The organism is Nitrospirota bacterium, assembly GCA_030684575.1.
Lineage (GTDB): Bacteria > Nitrospirota > Nitrospiria > Nitrospirales > Nitrospiraceae > Palsa-1315.
The window spans coordinates 65,013-82,370 of the sequence record JAUXVD010000003.1; the positions used below are offsets into that span (position 1 = coordinate 65,013).

17 protein-coding genes are annotated in these 17,358 nt (G+C 54.8%); 12 read left to right on the forward strand and 5 right to left on the reverse strand.

Going from position 1 to position 17,358, the window contains the following annotated elements:
• Positions 1–17 precede the first annotated feature (17 nt).
• Together mutT and Q8N00_00645 are read left to right on the forward strand one after the other, a co-directional pair.
• Positions 18–422, forward strand: coding sequence for an 8-oxo-dGTP diphosphatase MutT (gene mutT, locus Q8N00_00640; protein MDP2381290.1), 405 nt, complete (start codon positions 18–20; stop codon positions 420–422).
• On the forward strand, positions 419–1,135 hold the full coding sequence (locus Q8N00_00645; GenBank protein MDP2381291.1) for a 3'-5' exonuclease: 717 nt from the start codon (positions 419–421) through the stop codon (positions 1,133–1,135). Before mutT ends, Q8N00_00645 begins: the two co-directional genes overlap by 4 nt.
• 6 nt (positions 1,136–1,141) lie before the next feature.
• Here Q8N00_00645 and Q8N00_00650 read toward each other — a convergent pair whose 3' ends face one another.
• The 3 genes from Q8N00_00650 to miaB form a co-directional block, all read right to left on the reverse strand.
• Positions 1,142–2,059: a hypothetical protein gene (locus tag Q8N00_00650; GenBank protein ID MDP2381292.1), complete on the reverse strand. Its 918-nt coding sequence runs from the start codon at positions 2,057–2,059 to the stop codon at positions 1,142–1,144.
• A 73-nt stretch (positions 2,060–2,132) separates the two neighbouring features.
• Complete coding sequence (locus Q8N00_00655) at positions 2,133–2,264, reverse strand: hypothetical protein (GenBank protein MDP2381293.1); 132 nt, start codon at positions 2,262–2,264, stop codon at positions 2,133–2,135.
• A gap of 429 nt (positions 2,265–2,693) precedes the next feature.
• Positions 2,694–4,064 carry a tRNA (N6-isopentenyl adenosine(37)-C2)-methylthiotransferase MiaB gene (gene miaB / locus Q8N00_00660; protein ID MDP2381294.1) on the reverse strand — a complete coding sequence of 457 codons (1,371 nt, stop codon included), beginning with the start codon at positions 4,062–4,064 and terminating at the stop codon, positions 2,694–2,696.
• Positions 4,065–4,212: 148 nt separating this feature from the next.
• Here miaB and Q8N00_00665 point away from each other — a divergent pair, with 148 nt between their 5' ends.
• Together Q8N00_00665 and Q8N00_00670 are read left to right on the forward strand one after the other, a co-directional pair.
• Complete coding sequence (locus Q8N00_00665; GenBank protein ID MDP2381295.1) at positions 4,213–4,620, forward strand: hypothetical protein; 408 nt, start codon at positions 4,213–4,215, stop codon at positions 4,618–4,620.
• Positions 4,621–4,757: 137 nt separating this feature from the next.
• Positions 4,758–6,026, forward strand: a complete 1,269-nt coding sequence (locus Q8N00_00670) for an MFS transporter (GenBank protein MDP2381296.1) — start codon at positions 4,758–4,760, stop codon at positions 6,024–6,026.
• Here the strand turns inward: Q8N00_00670 and Q8N00_00675 are convergent.
• Complete coding sequence (locus Q8N00_00675) at positions 6,021–6,317, reverse strand: hypothetical protein (GenBank protein MDP2381297.1); 297 nt, start codon at positions 6,315–6,317, stop codon at positions 6,021–6,023. The two genes, Q8N00_00670 and Q8N00_00675, sit on opposite strands and share 6 nt — an antisense overlap.
• Positions 6,318–6,483: 166 nt before the next feature.
• Here Q8N00_00675 and Q8N00_00680 point away from each other — a divergent pair, with 166 nt between their 5' ends.
• From Q8N00_00680 to Q8N00_00710, 7 genes are all read left to right on the forward strand, one after another.
• The gene (locus Q8N00_00680; GenBank protein MDP2381298.1) at positions 6,484–6,855 is read left to right on the forward strand and encodes a DUF4359 domain-containing protein; all 372 of its coding nucleotides are present in this window, start codon (positions 6,484–6,486) and stop codon (positions 6,853–6,855) included.
• Between the two features lie 335 nt (positions 6,856–7,190).
• Positions 7,191–10,730: a vitamin B12-dependent ribonucleotide reductase gene (locus Q8N00_00685; protein ID MDP2381299.1), complete on the forward strand. Its 3,540-nt coding sequence runs from the start codon at positions 7,191–7,193 to the stop codon at positions 10,728–10,730.
• A 197-nt stretch (positions 10,731–10,927) separates the two neighbouring features.
• Entirely contained in the window at positions 10,928–11,335 is a 408-nt protein-coding gene (locus Q8N00_00690) for a hypothetical protein (protein ID MDP2381300.1), read from the forward strand.
• A gap of 63 nt (positions 11,336–11,398) precedes the next feature.
• Positions 11,399–11,761: a hypothetical protein gene (locus Q8N00_00695; GenBank protein ID MDP2381301.1), complete on the forward strand. Its 363-nt coding sequence runs from the start codon at positions 11,399–11,401 to the stop codon at positions 11,759–11,761.
• A 42-nt stretch (positions 11,762–11,803) separates the two neighbouring features.
• Positions 11,804–12,214 carry a hypothetical protein gene (locus tag Q8N00_00700; GenBank protein ID MDP2381302.1) on the forward strand — a complete coding sequence of 137 codons (411 nt, stop codon included), beginning with the start codon at positions 11,804–11,806 and terminating at the stop codon, positions 12,212–12,214.
• A gap of 2 nt (positions 12,215–12,216) precedes the next feature.
• The gene (locus Q8N00_00705) at positions 12,217–12,894 is read left to right on the forward strand and encodes a septal ring lytic transglycosylase RlpA family protein (protein ID MDP2381303.1); all 678 of its coding nucleotides are present in this window, start codon (positions 12,217–12,219) and stop codon (positions 12,892–12,894) included.
• 281 nt (positions 12,895–13,175) lie between these two features.
• On the forward strand, positions 13,176–14,456 hold the full coding sequence (locus Q8N00_00710) for a hemolysin family protein (GenBank protein ID MDP2381304.1): 1,281 nt from the start codon (positions 13,176–13,178) through the stop codon (positions 14,454–14,456).
• On the opposite strand, the gene ligA is transcribed toward Q8N00_00710, so the two are convergent.
• Entirely contained in the window at positions 14,449–16,476 is a 2,028-nt protein-coding gene (gene ligA / locus Q8N00_00715; protein ID MDP2381305.1) for an NAD-dependent DNA ligase LigA, read from the reverse strand. The two genes, Q8N00_00710 and ligA, sit on opposite strands and share 8 nt — an antisense overlap.
• A gap of 220 nt (positions 16,477–16,696) precedes the next feature.
• Between ligA and Q8N00_00720 the strand changes: the two genes are divergently transcribed.
• Complete coding sequence (locus Q8N00_00720) at positions 16,697–17,350, forward strand: LysM peptidoglycan-binding domain-containing protein (protein MDP2381306.1); 654 nt, start codon at positions 16,697–16,699, stop codon at positions 17,348–17,350.
• Positions 17,351–17,358: the final 8 nt, after the last annotated feature.

A 17,358-nucleotide genomic window follows, 5' to 3' on the forward strand; every position in this document is an offset into this window, starting at 1 on the left:
GGGGATGTCGGCTGGCCATGAAGGTGATTGAGGTCGCAGCAGGTCTGATCTGCCGAGATGGCCGCTATTTGATTGCCCGACGGAAGCCTGGTGTGCATTTGGCAGGGTTCTGGGAGTTCCCGGGCGGGAAGCGCGAAGCCGGTGAGACGTTGGAAGAATGTCTGCAGCGAGAGCTGTTCGAAGAGCTGAATGTTCGTATCGATGTACCGCTGCCCTTCCAGGTCATTCGGCACCAGTACCCTGAGAAAATCGTGGAGCTGCATTTTTTTCGTTGTCGAATTGAGAGCGGGGATGCCATGGCGATAGACTGCGCGGAGATTCAGTGGGTCTGGCCGCACGAATTGGACGCCTTCGAGTTTCCTCCGGCAGACCGTCCGGTTGTTGAGGCGTTACAGAGTCAGGCTATGGGGCAGGAATTATGAAAGTCGTTCTGGACATTGAGACGATTCAAGCGCCTCGGGATGAATGGGCCAGGCTGGCTGGAAAAGTTCCTGAGGACAGCGCATTCGAACCGGCAGAGGGGAGCTACGATTTATTCACGGCTGGGGCGGCAGATGAACGACGTCGCATCGACGATGAGCAATATGCGAAGTCCGCCTTCGATGGTACGTTCAGCCAGATTGTCTGTATCGGGCTATTGGAATTTTCAGACCAACTCGAACCCCGCGGGGCGGTGGCCTGGTTTGGAGGGGATGAGCGGGAGCTGCTGCGGCAGTTCTGGAGCCGATTGGCGCAGAACCGCCCGTCGCTCTTCGTCACTCATAACGGCCTGGGCTTCGACCTGCCGTTTATTCGGAAGCGATCGATGATCCATCAAGTCAAGCCGAGCGTCGAGGTGAATCTCGCCAAGTTCAGGACGGAGCCCGTCTATGACACGATGGCAGTCTGGAGTAATTGGGATACCCGCGGGTGGGTCAAGCTCGATGTGCTGGCGAGAGCGCTGAACGTCGAAACGAAGTCTGGGAGCGGGTCGCAGGTGGCCGAGATGTGGGAGAAGGGACAGGGGCTCGAGCTGGCTCGGTACTGTCTCCAAGATACGTATGTGACGTATGCCTGTTATTGCCGGATGAATTTCCGGCAGCCCCTGTCCAGCGAAGTGGTCTTACTCCAACCGGAATTGCTGAACGTCGGTTGAGGAACATTAGCGCGTCTGGGTCGCCTCAGCTTTTTTCTTCTTCGGTGCCGGTTTTGCCGATACCTTGGTCGACGTCATCGCTTTCATTTCCTCCGCTCGTTCCCGCAGTTCGCGCTTCATCCATTCTGATTCCTTGCGCAGCATATTGATCTCGGTATCCTTCTTGGTAAGCGCTTCTTTGGCTTTCCCTAACTCACCGAGCTGCTGAGCGGTCATTTGGCTCTCGCTCATATTGACCGACACCGGCTGAGCTTTCGCTGGGGCGGCTGCCGTCATGGGCGACAGGGGATTGCTCGGCGTGGCTTTTGCGGTTGGCATGGCGGCAGGCATCGGCGCTTTGGCCAAAGCATGATAGTCGATGACCATTGAGATGGCCCCGACGGCGCCACCAGCGGCATAGGCCGGAGCTGGTTCGATGCGAGCCATGGACTCAGGAAGGAAAGCGGTCGGCTTGGCGCCCTTTCCTATGGTGAGGTAGATCGATCCCTTCGAGACATACAGACTGCCCGTGGTGGGTTCAGAGCCTGACCCTGCCGATGAGGATACGCGGAACCCGACAAGCTGTTCGGGTTTCGCCTTTGATAGGCCTTGTGCGAGCAGGGGAGAAAGAAACTCTGCATCCTCATCGCTGAATACTCTCATCGGCTTGCTGCCACCAGCGGACATTTTCGACGTTCCGCTCATGCCGTCATTGCCGTAGACCCCTTTCACGATTTTTGTAATGGTCTGTTGATCGATCACCGCCGGATGGCTGGCTTCAAACGACCAATCGGTCACTTCCTCCAGTGTCACGCTACCCTTTGTATTGTGCGCCAGCTTTGTCCCGCCGGCACAGCCGCTGATGGCTAGGGTAAGAGCGGTAATTCCGACGAGGCCCTTCAGGATAGAGTTCTGCAGGTTTCTTGGTCTGAGGTCGTTTTTCATCGAGGCGCTCCTTCTTTCAGGACTGGTGTGTGGGGCGATTTCAGCGAACCGCGATGTTTCGACGGCGTCGGAACTACCAGATTCCAAGGCCCATTAATGTCACGCTCAGCGCAATCCATCCGAAGAGTCCCATCGCAATGATGGTCTCAAGGCTCGTGGAGGCATCTGCTTTTTCGCTGGCATTGTGATGTTGATTCTCGATCATGGCTCTTCTCCAAGGAGTGAGTGTGGGAAATGCGTATACGTGATTATTTGTAAAGCAAAGGCTATGCCTTCATAGGGCAAGCAAGCTGGTGCAAGAGGTGCCTGAGGGTCATGAAGGAGGAATGCGGAGAGGTTGTTACCTCTGTCCGTCTGGTAATTAAGCGATGTAATAAGCGATGTATTAGCTATAATATGATGAAATAATTTAGTAATTTATTATTTATAGATATGATTGTTTGCAGGTTTATAAAGCGGAATGGTCGAGTTTTTTCTGGAGAATTTGTTGAGAATGGGAAGTGAGTGGGCAAAATATGCCTGCTTAGTAGAGGAGTTCGTGGGCCTGTGGTGGAGGCAGATCTCGTACAGCGTTGTTCGTTTTTGGAGCCGTACCTTGCCGAGCAGTCTTTAGGGAGGGGACGATCGGCACGATTTAATTCACAGGCGGACGTTCTGCGTACAAAGTTGTGGACGACGCATCGTAAATGGCAAGGGAGAGCATGTCTCCCGGTTTGGAAGGTACTGCGCCCTTATCCCAGATGACGGTGATATTGCCATCTGATTTGCCCATACCCTGTGCGGCTGAGCGTTTGGCATCCCCTTCGACCAGGATGGGGAGAGTGCGCTTGAGATACTCCCGGTTCCGCTCGTAGGAAATGTTCCGTTGGAGGTCGAAGAGCCGCGTCACGCGTTCAGTCTTTACCGAATCGGGAACATCGTCGGGGAACTTGCGTGCCGCGATGGTGTTCTTTCGTTCGGAATATTTGAAGATGAATGCCGAGTGAAACCGTATGTCTTCGAGAAGCCGGTACGTCTCGGCGAAGTCTTCCTCGCTCTCCCCACAGAAGCCTCCAATGATATCGGTGCTGAGCACGATGTCAGACTGCAGGGTGAGGATACGGTCGACTAAGGCACGACATTCTTTATTGGTATAGGTGCGATTCATCAAGCCGAGGATGCGGTCGCTGCCGGATTGAAGCGGCAAATGAATTTGCTTGCAGATACGGGGATGCGACACGACGGCCTCTAACAATGAAAGCGGAAAATCTTTGGGGTGGGGGGACGTGAATCTCACCCGTTCGATGCCCGGTACATCCGCGACGGCCGTGATCAATCGTGTAAAGTCCCAGTTGTCGAATCGATATGAATTGACGTTTTGTCCGAGGAGCGTGATCTGCTTAAACCCTTGCTCGGCGATCCGTCGAGCTTCCTGCACGATGCCTTCTGGGTCACGGGAGCGTTCCCGCCCTCGCGTATAGGGGACTACGCAAAAACTACAGAAGTTATCGCAGCCACGCATGACGGCAATCCAGGCATTCACCTTGTCGTTTCGATCGGGTATGACATCGTGGTACGTCTCATATTCTGAAAGGTCGACCGCGATTCCCTTTTGATCCTCTCCCTCTGCTTGGGAGAGCATGGCGTTTCGGATCAACCTGGGCAGCTGGCGATAGGCATCAGGGCCAGCGAGCACATCCACGAGTGGCTGGATGTCCGTCAGCTCTTCTTTGAGGTTTTGTGCCATACAACCCAACACCCCTACGACCAATGGGCGTTGGCGCTTGAGTTTTTTCAGCTCAGATAAGTGTTTGTAGACTTTATTATGCGCATTCTCGCGAATGGCACAGGTATTCATGAGGATGACGTCTGCACGTTCCCGCTCGTCGGTAAATACAAAGCCATCCTGTTTCATCAGCGAGCGAACGAGTTCCGAGTCGTACTCGTTCATCTGACAACCGAAGGTTTCAAGATGTACTTGGGTTGGTGCGAGCGGGATCTTCATCATCTCGATAGGTTTGATCATAGCGGCGCCATTATAGGAAGATCTTCGTGATAGGAGCAAGGCACTTTAGCGAATAGGCGGTATTGTGACCTGCTCTCGGTTGAAGGGCTCCGTATCCCATGGTAGGATCTTGTCCATCGTTGCCAGCTCACTACACCGTGAGTCATTTGTGACACCTTCACCGTTGGCCGTTTCCATTCTTACCTTCTTTCTATTCCTCCTCCCTGGGGCTGGAGGATGGACGAAGGAAATTCTTCCCATCGAGCCGGATCTCAGTAGCAGAATCGAAGAACATTACGATCACGAAGCCCGGCTCTTTCTGATGCTCTATTCTCTGCATGGGAACGGCACAGTCGATTATGTCACCGGGCGTCTCGTGCAGGAATATTCCAGGAATAGTTACGGCAATCCTGTCTATGAGACTGAGGCCTATCCCATGTTCTATTGGTGGAACCACACCATGTATAACGATCCGGAGCAGGATGGTGTGAATGGCAATGAACGGGTCTATCAGGAGAATATGGAATTCGATATTTCCCGCTATAAGCCCTGCAGCTTCAACGGCCAACCCTGCTGAGTTTCGCGGTGCGACTGCGTGACAATTGTGCCTCGGCCCATGGCCAATGTTTTCCCGCCCGATATTTTTTGAGAATCTCCGAGTCTCTCTTCTCTTCCGATGATATGCTACGCCCCCATGGATATTGAAACGACTCGATGAAAACCCCATCGCTTTTACAGATTCTTGCGAACCGGCGCATTGGCATCATGTTGCCTTTAGGGTTCGCCTCGGGGTTGCCATTGGCGCTCACATCCGGGACGCTGCAGGCCTGGTTGACCGTTGTCGGCTTCGACTTGAAGACCATCGGTATCTTTACGCTCGTCGGGCTCCCATACGCACTGAAATTCTTGTGGGCTCCGCTGATGGATCGTGTGGTCCCTCCCTGGCTGGGACGCCGCCGTGGATGGATGCTCATGATGCAGCTTGGCGTCGCGCTCGGCTTGGCGGCTATGGCGGTGACGGGGCCCGGTGACCGTCCTGAGATACTGGGAATGTTGGCTCTCGTGGTGGCGTTCTTCTCCGCCTCACTCGATATCGTGTTCGACGCCTATCGGACCGATCTGCTCTTACGTCCTGAGCGGGGATTCGGTGCAGCCGTGTGGGTGAATGGTTATCGATGTGCGTTGTTGCTGGCAAGCGCGGGCGCACTCCTGTTGGCCGATCATATTGGATGGCGAAATACCTATTTGTTGCTAGCTGCGCTCATGGCAACCGGAGTGCTCACGATCCTCGTGAGTCCGGAACCGCATGAACCGGCTGCGGCACCGGCAAGCCTCGCGGAAGCAGTCGGTGGACCACTGAAAGAACTTTTTGCCCGTCCTGGGGTGCTCGGGCTTCTGGCCCTCATCGTTCTCTACAAGGTTGGAGATGCCGTTGCGGCCTCACTTCAAACTGCATTTCTGATAGGGGGGATGGGTTTCTCTGTCAGCGAGGTCGGGTATGTGAAGGGGCTTGGCCTCGTGGCCACATTGATCGGCGCATTGGCCGGGGGCGTTGCCATGGCCAAGCTCGGGATGGTCCGGTCGTTGCTCCTCTTCGGTGCCTTGCAAGCGGTCTCAAATCTTGGATTTATGTGGCTCGCATGGATGGGGAAGAGTTACGCGGCACTCACGACATCCATTCTCGTCGAGAATGTCACCGGAGGGATGGGCACCGCTGCGTTTGTCGCACTGATCATGTCGCTCTGCGACCATCGGTATACGGCAACTCAGTTCGCGTTGCTCTCCTCCCTCGAAGCGCTCGGACGGGTGTTCTCTGGGCACCCGTCGGCCGCCTTGGTCGAACTGGTCGGCTGGGCACAGTTTTTTTTCTGGTCGTTTCTCATCGCTCTGCCTGGCATCTGGCTGGTGTGGGTGCTTCGAGTGCAGTTACATCAAGAAGCCGGACGCGATGCGCAAGCCAGAGCCGGCTCAGCCGATCTATGACGATTGGATGCGGCGCTGGAGGAACAAGACGAACAGCATGAGCGTCGGAAGGGGCGCCAGGATGAAGGGCACGAGCCAGACCCAGACATTCTTTCCGCGCATGCGGGCTTGGTCGATCATCCAGACAAACACCCACGCAATCAAGCCGACATAGTTGAGGGCCATCCAGCGAGTCGTATGAATCTTGAGGCCGCTCGTGCTATCCGGAGCCGCATTGAAGAGAAAGACTCCCAATATGAGCACAAACAGCCCCAATAACGTTGCGACAAGTTGCTTGCTCCAAACAAACATGATGATCCTCCTGATACAGACCCTGTGCGCAGCGGTATTGCTGCAGCAGATATGAGGAGCGTAGGCTAATCATGCGTCTATCGTTTGTCAAAGGGGAACAGTGCACTGTCGCTCCTATTGAGCCTGTCACGAACAGGGCTCGGCAGTCATCAATCTGAGAGTGGCAATGAGTCTCCTGCGTTTAATCCTGCTGGTTGTGGTCCTGGCTGCCAGTGTCGTGCTGGCACAGACGAACCCCACCACGGATCACTACCTGATCTTTGTCCAAGCCGAACTTGCGAAGGCCATGGATCGCATGGATCAGTCCACTCCCGAACGGGAAGGGGAGGTGGTTAGAAATATCTTTCGCCGGCATAGCCAGGAGTTGCTCAATAGCATGGTGCGTCCTCATACGATCCGTCATAATTGGGGGCTCTTCAGCCAGTTTGAAACCACGGTGTTGGGTACTCGGGTTGTGGTTATCGGCATCGGTCATCGCTTCATCCCGGTTGAAGGGGTCGACGAAGCTATTTTGGCCCTCGGACGCCGCGTATTTTAATTTTTCCTCCATCGTGATTCCTCTGCCCAAAATGACCGGTATTTTCGATCAAAAGTCTGTGGATAAGTCTGCCTAAATCCCCGATAGATGGCGATTCCCAATCGTTTGCAGTTATCCACAGGATCTCCTCTGTTTCCCCAGCCACCCACTACACTTGGTGTTGACAATTCACCCTGATCGCTATATGTAGATGCACCTTAGATAGACCAAGCATCAAGATAGTAAAATATAGGCGTTCACCGCATATCAGACTGATCAAGATTGAAGCTTAATTGTTCCTGTTGGGGATTGAGAGCAGTCCCACACCAACTACGCAGACCGGGGGAGGGAAAATCGTGAGAATAGAACGCCGATTTACACATCGCGGACAAAGTCCCTATGAAGGCCTGCCGTTTTCGAAACGTTCGTCGGAAATTCGCAATCCCGACGGATCGACCGTGTTCAAGTTAGAGAACATCGATATCCCGGAGCCCTGGTCCCAGCTCGCGATCGACATTCTCGCGCAAAAATACTTCCGGAAAGCCGGAGTACCCCAGCATGATGAGCAGGGCAATCCGATCGTCGGTCCGGACGGCAATCCGAAATTGGGAGGGGAAAGCGATTCCCGGCAGGTTTTTGAGCGGCTCGCCGGTTGTTGGACTTCCTGGGGCAAAAATTTCGGTTATTTCAAGACGCCGGAAGATACAGAAGCCTTCCATGACGAGCTCTGTTACATGCTCGCGCATCAGATGGTTGCGCCGAACTCTCCCCAGTGGTTTAACACGGGGCTGCATTATGCCTATGGGCTCTCAGGGCCTGCACAAGGGCATTACTACGTCGATCCCAAGACCCGTGAAGTCGTCAAAGCTACCAATGCATTTGAGCATCCGCAACCGCATGCCTGCTTCATTCAGTCCGTCGACGACGACCTGGTCAGCGAGGGCGGTATTATGGATCTCTGGGTGCGGGAAGCGCGCCTGTTCAAATACGGATCAGGGACCGGCACCAACTTCTCCAAGCTGCGTGGCGATGCCGAACCATTGTCCGGCGGCGGCCGTTCATCCGGATTGATGTCCTTTCTGCGCATCGGCGATCGTGCTGCAGGCGCGATTAAGTCAGGCGGAACGACCAGGCGAGCTGCCAAAATGGTCTGCCTCGATTTAGATCACCCCGACATCGAAGAATTTATCAATTGGAAGGTCGTGGAAGAGCAAAAAGTCGCCGCCATGGTGACCGGCTCTAAAATCTGTGCCCAACGTCTCAATGCCGTCCTCAAGGCCTGCCATGTCGTCGATAGCGCCGGTCAGATGAAAATTGAGATCGATGCCAAGCAGAATCCTATCCTCAAGGAAGCGTTGGCCGCGGCTCGGCGCGATGCCGTTCCAGAAGCCTATGTCCAGCGGATGTTTTCCTATGCGCAGCAGGGCTTCACGCATTTTGCGTTTCATGAGTACGACACGAATTGGGACGGCAAGGCCTACCAGACGGTCTCCGGCCAGAACTCCAACAACAGTGTGCGTATTCCCAACGAATTTTTTGCGGCGTTAGAGGCGGATAGCGATTGGCAGCTGAAGCGCCGGATCGATGGCAAAGTCTCCAAGACCCTCAAGGCACGGGACCTTTGGGATCAGATCGCTTGGGCCGCCTGGATTTGCGCAGATCCCGGCACGCAATACGACACCACTATCAACGAATGGCATACCTGTCCGGAGGATGGCCGTATCAATGCTTCCAATCCTTGCTCGGAGTACATGTTCCTTGACGATACGGCATGTAATCTGGCCTCGCTCAATCTCGGTCAATTCTTTTCGACCGACGCCCAATTCGAGCTGGAGAATTTCCGCCATGCCGTCCGCCTCTGGACGGTCGTGCTGGAGATCAGCGTACTCATGGCATCGTTTCCCAGCCGTGCTATTGCCGAGAAGAGCTTTGAGTTCCGGACGTTGGGGCTTGGTTATGCCAATTTGGGTACGGTGCTGATGCGGCAAGGCATTCCCTACGACTCACCAAAAGCCTTGGCGATCTGCGGCGCCTTGACCGCCATCATGACCGGCGAGGCATACAGCACGTCCGCTGAAATGGCCGCAGAACTATGGCCGTTCCCTGGTTATGCCAAAAACCGCGACGCGATGTTGCGTGTGATCCGCAATCATCGGCGCGCCTCGTACAATGCCGCTCCGGAAGAATATGAGGATTTGACGATTACCCCGATTGGGATTCAGCCGGAGCATTGCCCGCCCGAGCTGCTCGTTGCGGCCCGCCGTGCATGGGACCGCGCTCTTGAATTGGGGACGGCCTATGGATATCGCAATGCGCAGGTGACGGTCATTGCCCCCACCGGCACGATCGGGCTCGTGATGGATTGCGACACGACCGGCATTGAGCCGGATTTTGCGCTGGTGAAATTTAAGAAATTAGCCGGCGGAGGCTATTTTAAGATCATCAATCAAAGCATCCCCGCAGCCCTCAGAACATTGGAGTATACCGAGTCTCAGATTCTGGACATCGTGAACTATTGCGTCGGCCGGCAAACCTTGCAGACTGCACCGTTCATTAACCATGAGGCTCTGAGGCAGAAGGGGTTCGACGACGCCGCACTGGCACGAATGGAAGGCGGGTTGGCGCAGGCCTTTGAGATTCAATTTACCTTTAATAAGTACGCGTTGGGTGAGGATTTCTGCCGAGAGAAGTTGGGGTTGACCGACGCACAATTGGCAGAATCCAACTTCAATATGCTGCGGGCGTTAGGCTTCACACAAGAGGAAATCGCTGCGGCGAATGACTATTGCTGCGGCACCATGACGGTGGAAGGGGCGCCACATCTTAAAGCCGAGCACCTTCCGATCTTCGATTGCGCCAACCGTTGCGGCCGGATCGGTCAGCGGTATATTGCGGTCGATGCGCATATCCGCATGATGTCGGCGGCACAACCGTTCATCAGCGGCGCCATCAGCAAAACGATCAACATGCCGGCCGATGCGACATTGGAAGAAGTGAAGTCCTCCTATTTGTTTGCCTGGAAGAGCATGGTCAAGGCGGTGGCGCTGTATCGCGACGGCTCGAAGTTGAGCCAGCCGTTGTCGGCCTCAACCGACAGCGGCAAGACGATTGAAAGCTCCTCAGAAGTGCTATCGATTGCGGAGAAGATCACCGAACGCGTGATGGTCCGGTATCTTGCAAAACGACGACCGCTTCCGAGCAGACGGAATGGGTACACGCAGAAAGCCGTCGTGGGAGGGCATAAGCTCTATCTGCGTACGGGTGAGTATGAGGACGGGACGTGCGGCGAGATCTTCCTGGATATGCACAAGGAAGGGGCCGCCTTCCGCAGCCTCATGAACTGTTTTGCGATTGCCATTTCACTCGGTCTCCAGCATGGCGTGCCGCTGGAGGAGTTCGTCGAAGCCTTCGTGTTTACCCGCTTCGAGCCGAATGGGCCGGTTAAGTTGAACGACCGTATCAAGATGTCCACGTCGATCATCGATTATATCTTCCGGGAGCTGGCGGTGACCTATCTCGATCGTTATGACTTGGCACAGGTCCAGGAAGAGGATCTTCGCATGGATTCGGTCAAGAAAGACGAGCAGGATCCTGAATGCGTTGAGGAGGAAGCTACTCCTGAAACGCTGGCATCGACTTCAATTAGTACGGAGATATTCCCGTCGCGAAGGGGCGCCGCGCCTCGCCATAAGAGCAACGGCCATGGGAATGGTCATACGAGCGTTTCCCACACCGTCGAACTGAAGCGTGAAACGTTGACCTTGACCGCGATCCAAATGGCCCGTCAAAAAGGTTATGAGGGTGATCCCTGTTCTGAATGTAAGCAGTTCACCATGGTACGGAACGGAACCTGTCTGAAGTGTGAAACCTGCGGCACCACGAGCGGCTGTTCATAGGAGAACTGTACATGGGAACTAAGACCATAGCTGTGAAGTGCAGACTCTGTGGCGTACAATATGAGAGAAAGATCAGTATGACTGCTTCTCTTACAGGGTCAGAGACCCGTTCAGATTGTCCCAATCCAAACTGTGCCTCAAAAGGATTTAATCCACTCTTCGTTGAAAAACGAATTTCGTAACCAGAGTGTTTCTAAATGAGCATGATTCTTCGAGAGCAGGGTATCGAAACCATTCATGATCAGGTGGTCAGTCTGGTCGCCCAGCGATGGGCCAAGGCGTTTCATTGCAAGGTCACCATTCACACCAGTCTTGAACAGGATCCCTGGGCGGATCCTCAGCAGCAGTGCGATATCGTCGGCTGGCAGGTGAGTTCCACCGCGAATACGATGGAATGGATGGCTGAGGTGGAAACCGCCGACTCAGTCGGGGATCCTGAGACTCTGTTGAAATGGACGCAGGCGATGGGGCACGGTATTCCATTTTATCTGCTCGTGCCACGCGGCTTCAAAAATTCGGCACAGAAGCTGGCAGAGCGGGGTTCTGTCCATTGCAGTGGTATCTACGAGTACACGTTTGTGAACGATCTTTGCCAGGTGCTCTGATGGATAGCCTGTTCAAAGTTGGGGAATGTTGTTTCGCGTGATCGTCGTATCGATGGAGATGAGATGAGTTTTTTAAGCCTTCTTCCTCAAATCAATGTTCCCGCGATCGAGCCTAGAGGCTCCGACGACTCTTGCCAGGCCGAACAGTTTGTGAATCGGCTTAAAGCCCGTCTTGCAGAAATGCAGCGGGACCTTGCCACGCATGAACAGCTGGACGTGGTTGCCTTTCTCCCTTCTGGCCAAGCGATTTCCGTAGAAGTCATGGGTTACGACAATCCGGCACTCGTCACCCTGCAAGGCCAGGAGCAGGGGAGCGGCAAATCCTGTACATTGCTCGCACATCAATCGTCGCTACAAGTATTGGTGTCGATAGAAATGATTCCCTTCGGCGCTCAGCGGAAAATGGTGAATTTTGAAACTCGCTGAAACGAGCATCCTCACTTACCACGACGTCACGGAGTAACCCCCATGCCCACAACAACACAATTGGTCATCAGCGGAAAGAGCAAGCCAGGCGTCATCGCCCAAGTGGCCCAGGTTCTCGGAGATGCGAAGGTCAACATCAAGGCTTTCTCTGCGCCGGAGGTCATCGGAGCGGGAAAACTGAGGCTCTTGGTTGCCGATCTGGAGGGGGCCCGTGCCGCATTAAAAGCGGCGAAGATCAGATTTACTGAAGAAACGGCGCTGATCTTGAGTTTGAAGAATAAGCCAGGGGCTCTCAGGGAAGTGGCGGATTTGCTGACGAAGTCGCGTATCAATATTAAATGCGGTTATTGCACACCCTCCCGCGAAGGGAAACGTGCCATCGTCGTCCTGACGGTCTCACATACGGCGAAAGCGCTGACCGTCTTGCAGGATCAATCGCTCGACGAATTCTAGTCATGTCTCGCCGACCTCAGGCCTGCTGCGCTCGTTGGCTGGTTCTTCTTTTCGTCACCCTCCTGGCCGGTACCATGGCCGCTTGTGGAGGCACTCCCAAACCGGTCTATTTCCCAGGCTATCCGATTGGATTTGTCGAACGAGGCGTCGCCTCGTGGTATGGACCTGGATTTCACGGGAACAAGACGGCAAACGGTGAACGGTATGATATGCATCAGCTGACGGCGGCTCATCGGACATTGCCGCTTGGTTCCATTGCGGTCGTGCGATCGCTGAGTAGCGATCGACAGGTGACCATCCGCATTAACGATCGGGGTCCGTTTGCGAGAGGTCGTGTGCTCGATCTCTCACTCGCCGGGGCGCAAGCGCTCGGGATGACCGGAGCAGGAACCGATCAGATTGAATTGCGGGTCGTGGGGTATCAAGGACGAGCGGCCGATATGGGGGTCTTGCGGGTACAAGTCGGGGCATTTTCCGATCAACAGAATGCGCTCACTCTGTTAGAACGGGGCAAACATCTCTACCAGGGAGGCAGAATCCAGACGGTTGATCTGCCTGAGGGAAAGCGATATCGAGTCCAGATCGGTCAGTTTTCTACGGAGGCCCAGGCGGAAGCTGCCGCATCTCACCTCGATTCCGTCCTAGGGCTCCAATCCTTTGTATTTCGCGACGATCCGTAGTATCAGTTTCAATAAACTCGCCATTCCAATTCTTCAGCTATTCTGCGAACATGCAATGCAACTGTTTGATATTGTGACGTGTTTTCATCATATGCTTGCTCGCCACACCGTCCTATGGTACATGTAGAGTCCAATGGATACAGGCCCGATAAGTCCCTATCACGTTACTCCGTTCTCCCACTTCTCACATTGCTGGTCTAAGGCGATAGGGGATAGCCCCTGGATTCTCCGGCATTCAAGGCCGACCGGTATGGCCGGTCGCTTCTAATAGATTGCAATCTATGGATATTCTCATCCTCTTGGGTCTCATTATTATTTCGGCAGTTATCTCTACGGCCGAAATCGGTTTCTTTGCAGTCAATGAAACGAAGCTGAAGGCACTGGCCCTCACGGGCAATGCCCGAGCAAAGTTGGCACTTCATCTCCGCAGTGACCCGCAAAAACTCTTGTCGACCATTCTTGTTGGCGACCGCCTGATCGGTGTGGCGACGCCGATGTATGCCACCTTCCTGACGCTGAACATCTATGGAGGCCGTAATTTCTTTGATGAGGCGATTGCCGTCATGGTCGGTCTGCTGACCTTTGTGCTCTTGGTTGCTGTTGATGTGATCCCCAAAACATTAGCCGCTAAATTTGCAGTTCCCGTGACGCTGAACATGGCCTACCCTGTCTATGGGGTTCAGTTGCTGCTCAAACCGTTCCTATTTGTGATGGTCCCTCTGATCCATAAGTTGACCGGAGGGAAGGGACTGACGCTGCCCCTCGTGACCGAAGAAGAGCTGAAGATTATGCTGGATGAGGGAGGGAAGACGGGGACGATCGAGGTCGAGAAGGTGAAGATGATCAAGAACGTCTTCCAGCTCAAAGATATCACCGCTGAAGACGCGATGACCCCTCGCCTCTATGTCTTCTCCTTGGATGGGAATCTGCGCCTGAAGGAGGCCCAAGAGCTTCTCTACAACTCGAAATATTCACGGATTCCCGTATATGACGGGACGATGGATAACATCACGGGCATTCTGTACAAGACGAGAGCACTCACTGAACTCGCCAAGGGGCGGAATGAGGCCAAGCTCAATGATATTGCCTATCCGCCGCTGTTCGTGCCGTCCGGAAAAACCGCAGACGACCTGATGAAGCAGTTTCAGCAGGAGAAACGCCATATGGCCGTCGTGGTGAACGAGTTCGGTGGCGTCATGGGGATTGTCACACTTGAGGATCTTCTCGAAGAAGTGGTCGGGGAGATCATGGACGAAACAGACATCACCGAAGAGCTGATCAAGCGGCTAGGGAAGAACCACATTTTGGTTCACAGCAGGACTGAAGTGCGCAAGGTCAACGACTTCCTGAAGGTCGATCTCGGCGACGAAGCGGTGACGATCGGAGGGCTCATTCAGCAGGAGCTTGGAAGAATTCCCAAGGTGGGAGAAGAAGTGCGGATCGCCAACTGTCGAATCCTCATCCATGAAGCCGAGCCTCGATCCATTCGAAGTGTCCAAATCTTTCGTGAAGAGAAATCGCCGGCTCACGTCGAATCCCAGAACCTCGACCTCGTCAGCTAGGCTTGCCCCTTTCCTTTCCAATCAAGGCGGCGAACTCCTGCTCCGTCAGAATCGCTACCCCCAGCACACGAGCTTGATCCAGTTTGGAGCCCGGGTCTCGTCCCGCGACCACGTACGACGTCTTTTTACTCACGCTTGAGGCAACGCGCGCTCCGGCCGTTTCGACGGCTTGCTGTGCCTCATCTCGTGTGAAATGATCCAGTCCCCCGGTAAACACGATTGTCTTTCCCGCGAGCGGAGATTCCATCCGGTCACCTCGGGCCATGCCCGGCGCGATCTGCAGCCCCAATGTTTGGAGTTGTGCGATGGCTTCTCGATTGCGTGGCTCAGACCAATAGGCCACCAAGCTGTCCGATATCTCAGGGCCAATTTCACGAATCTGCAGAAGCCGCTCCCGATCTGCTGCCATGATCTCTTCAAGAGACGTGAACTCACGGGCTAGGACTTTGGCGATATGTTGTCCGACTTGTCGAATCCCAAGTCCCATCAGAAATCGATCGAGTGAAACGGCTGCACTGCCCGCAATCGACTCCACGAGGGCTGTGGCAGACCGATCGGCAAATCCTTCAAGCCGAACGAGATCGGCGTTGGTCAGGCGATAGAGATCGGCGAGTGATCGTACCAGTCCCTCGTCAACCAGCTGCGCCACGGTCTTCTTTCCTAAGCCTTCGATGTTGAGCGCATGTTTGGACGCAAAGTGTTCGATTGCCCCCTTCAATTGGGCGCCACATACCAATTGACCGGTACAGTAGAAATAGGCACCCTCGCGGCCGACGTTCGATCCGCAGACCGGACAGTGATCCGGCATCAGAAAGGGAGCGTTCCGTCGTTCATCGGGGATGGGGACACGTTCAGCAATGGCGGGGATCACATCGCCGGCCCGTTCAACTTTGACGGTATCCCCGATCCGAATATCTTTTCTGGCGACCTCATCGGCGTTGTGTAGGGTGGCTCGACTGATGGTGACGCCACCGACTTCCACCGGTTTCAAGAGTGCGACTGGTGTGAGGGTTCCGGTTCTCCCGACGGACACGACGATATCCTGTATGACGGAAATTTCCTTGCGCGGGGTAAATTTGTAGGCGAGGGCCCAGCGTGGGCTGCGGGACTTCATCCCCAGGCGATGTTGCCAGTCTCGGCGATTCACTTTCACTACTACGCCATCGATTTCATAGAGTAGCTGGTCCCGGATCGATTCCGTTTCGCGGTGAAAGGCCATTACGTCATCGATCGAGGCACAGAGCCGCCGATGCGTCGGCACCGGGATCCCCCATCGGGCCAATTGTTCAAGCTCCTCCCAATGTGTGAGTGGCGCGGGTGTGGAGAGGGCCATGATTTCATAACAGGTCACAACCAATGGACGGGTCGCGGTAATCGTGGAATCCAATTGCCGGAGAGAACCAGCGGCCGCATTGCGTGGATTCGCAAAGGCGTCGTCGCCTCGTTCGGTGATCCGTCGATTCAAGGCTTGGAAATCATCGAGGCGCATGTATACCTCGCCCCGTACGACAAGATGGTCAGGAAACCCTGACTGTGCCTGTAATTGCAGCGGGAGCGAACGAATCGTTCTCAGGTTGACGGTCACATCCTCTCCGGTCGCTCCGTCGCCCCTGGTCGCTCCACGGGTGAACATCCCATGGTCGTAGACCAGTTCGACCGATAACCCATCGAACTTTGGTTCCGCGCTGTACTCAACGGCAGGGGTTTCCAGTTCGCGTTTCATCCGTTGGTCGAATGCCCGGACCTCCTCCTGATCGAGAATCGAGTCCAGACTGAGCATCGGCTGCTCGTGGGGAACCTTGATCAGCGACTCAAGCGGTGGCGCGCCGACCCGTTGGGTCGGGGAATCGGGCGTGACAAGTTCAGGATGCGCTTGCTCCAGATCGATCAGCTCGCGGAATAGACGATCGTACAGGGAATCAGCAATTTCTGGACGATCCTTGACGTAGTAGAGATAGTCGTGGCGTCTGACTTCGTCTTTGAGCGCGATGAGTCTGGCAAGGATGTCGGCGTGGGCCATAAGGCTTGGATGGTAACGAACAGAGGATGTGACGGTTTCGAACGTACCATAGGGGTAGGGAGTGGGTCAAACGACGAAGGTGCCATATTCGCTTTGACTTTCGCTGCGTTAGACATTATTCTACTGCTTCTATTTGAGTCGTTTTTTCAGTGCATGGCAGTCGGTGTCCACTTCCTGCTGCGAGAGGGAAGGTCCCTCTCGACCGTCAGAGGAGGTATCCATGAAAGAGGAGAATTACGTGATCAAGTCAATGTCCAGATCCATCTATCACGGTGTGACGATCGTCTGTGGAATGCTCCTATTGAGCGGGTGTGTGATGGCCGAAAAGTACGAGGCGGAAAAGGCGCGCAGCCTGAACTTTCAACGGCTGTTGGCCCAGGAAGAGAAACGAACCGGCGAACTGGATAATGAAGCGAAGCGGGGCAAGAAAGAACTGATGGAGTTTGAGGCCAGAAACCGGGAGCTCACGGCGCAGGTGCAAGCCGTTCGGGAGCAAATGGCCCGTGTGCAGGAAGAAGCCGACGCGATGAAGGAGTCGGCGCTGCTGGAACGTAAAGCCAAGGCCGATATGAAACGTGCCGCCTCGCCTGGGCGCAAGGCGCTGCAGGTTGAACCGACTCTCGATACGACCGATACCGTGGACCTGAGCGCGACTGCTCTCGGGATCGCTCCGGAGGTTCCGGCTGTGTCAGGGGCAGTAGAGTCGTCGATGGGAAGCTTGCGATCGCCCACCGTTCATGTCGTGAAACCCGGCGAAACGCTTTACCGGATCAGTCGGAAGTATGGCGCCACTGTCGATAAGATCAGGAAGTGGAACAGACTGCCGGACGACATTATCGAAGTAGGGCAGAAGCTCATCGTAGGCCAAGAGTAATAGGACGA

Coding starts and splice junctions, on each gene's coding strand:
- mutT (MDP2381290.1), top strand. CDS start 18: ATGAAGGTGATTGAGGTCGCAGCAGGTCTGATCTGCCGAGATGGCCGC.
- Q8N00_00645 (MDP2381291.1), top strand. CDS start 419: ATGAAAGTCGTTCTGGACATTGAGACGATTCAAGCGCCTCGGGATGAA.
- Q8N00_00650 (MDP2381292.1), bottom strand. CDS start 2,059: ATGAAAAACGACCTCAGACCAAGAAACCTGCAGAACTCTATCCTGAAG.
- Q8N00_00655 (MDP2381293.1), bottom strand. CDS start 2,264: ATGATCGAGAATCAACATCACAATGCCAGCGAAAAAGCAGATGCCTCC.
- miaB (MDP2381294.1), bottom strand. CDS start 4,064: ATGATCAAACCTATCGAGATGATGAAGATCCCGCTCGCACCAACCCAA.
- Q8N00_00670 (MDP2381296.1), top strand. CDS start 4,758: ATGAAAACCCCATCGCTTTTACAGATTCTTGCGAACCGGCGCATTGGC.
- Q8N00_00675 (MDP2381297.1), bottom strand. CDS start 6,317: ATGTTTGTTTGGAGCAAGCAACTTGTCGCAACGTTATTGGGGCTGTTT.
- Q8N00_00680 (MDP2381298.1), top strand. CDS start 6,484: ATGAGTCTCCTGCGTTTAATCCTGCTGGTTGTGGTCCTGGCTGCCAGT.
- Q8N00_00690 (MDP2381300.1), top strand. CDS start 10,928: ATGAGCATGATTCTTCGAGAGCAGGGTATCGAAACCATTCATGATCAG.
- Q8N00_00695 (MDP2381301.1), top strand. CDS start 11,399: ATGAGTTTTTTAAGCCTTCTTCCTCAAATCAATGTTCCCGCGATCGAG.
- Q8N00_00700 (MDP2381302.1), top strand. CDS start 11,804: ATGCCCACAACAACACAATTGGTCATCAGCGGAAAGAGCAAGCCAGGC.
- Q8N00_00705 (MDP2381303.1), top strand. CDS start 12,217: ATGTCTCGCCGACCTCAGGCCTGCTGCGCTCGTTGGCTGGTTCTTCTT.
- Q8N00_00710 (MDP2381304.1), top strand. CDS start 13,176: ATGGATATTCTCATCCTCTTGGGTCTCATTATTATTTCGGCAGTTATC.
- ligA (MDP2381305.1), bottom strand. CDS start 16,476: ATGGCCCACGCCGACATCCTTGCCAGACTCATCGCGCTCAAAGACGAA.
- Q8N00_00720 (MDP2381306.1), top strand. CDS start 16,697: ATGAAAGAGGAGAATTACGTGATCAAGTCAATGTCCAGATCCATCTAT.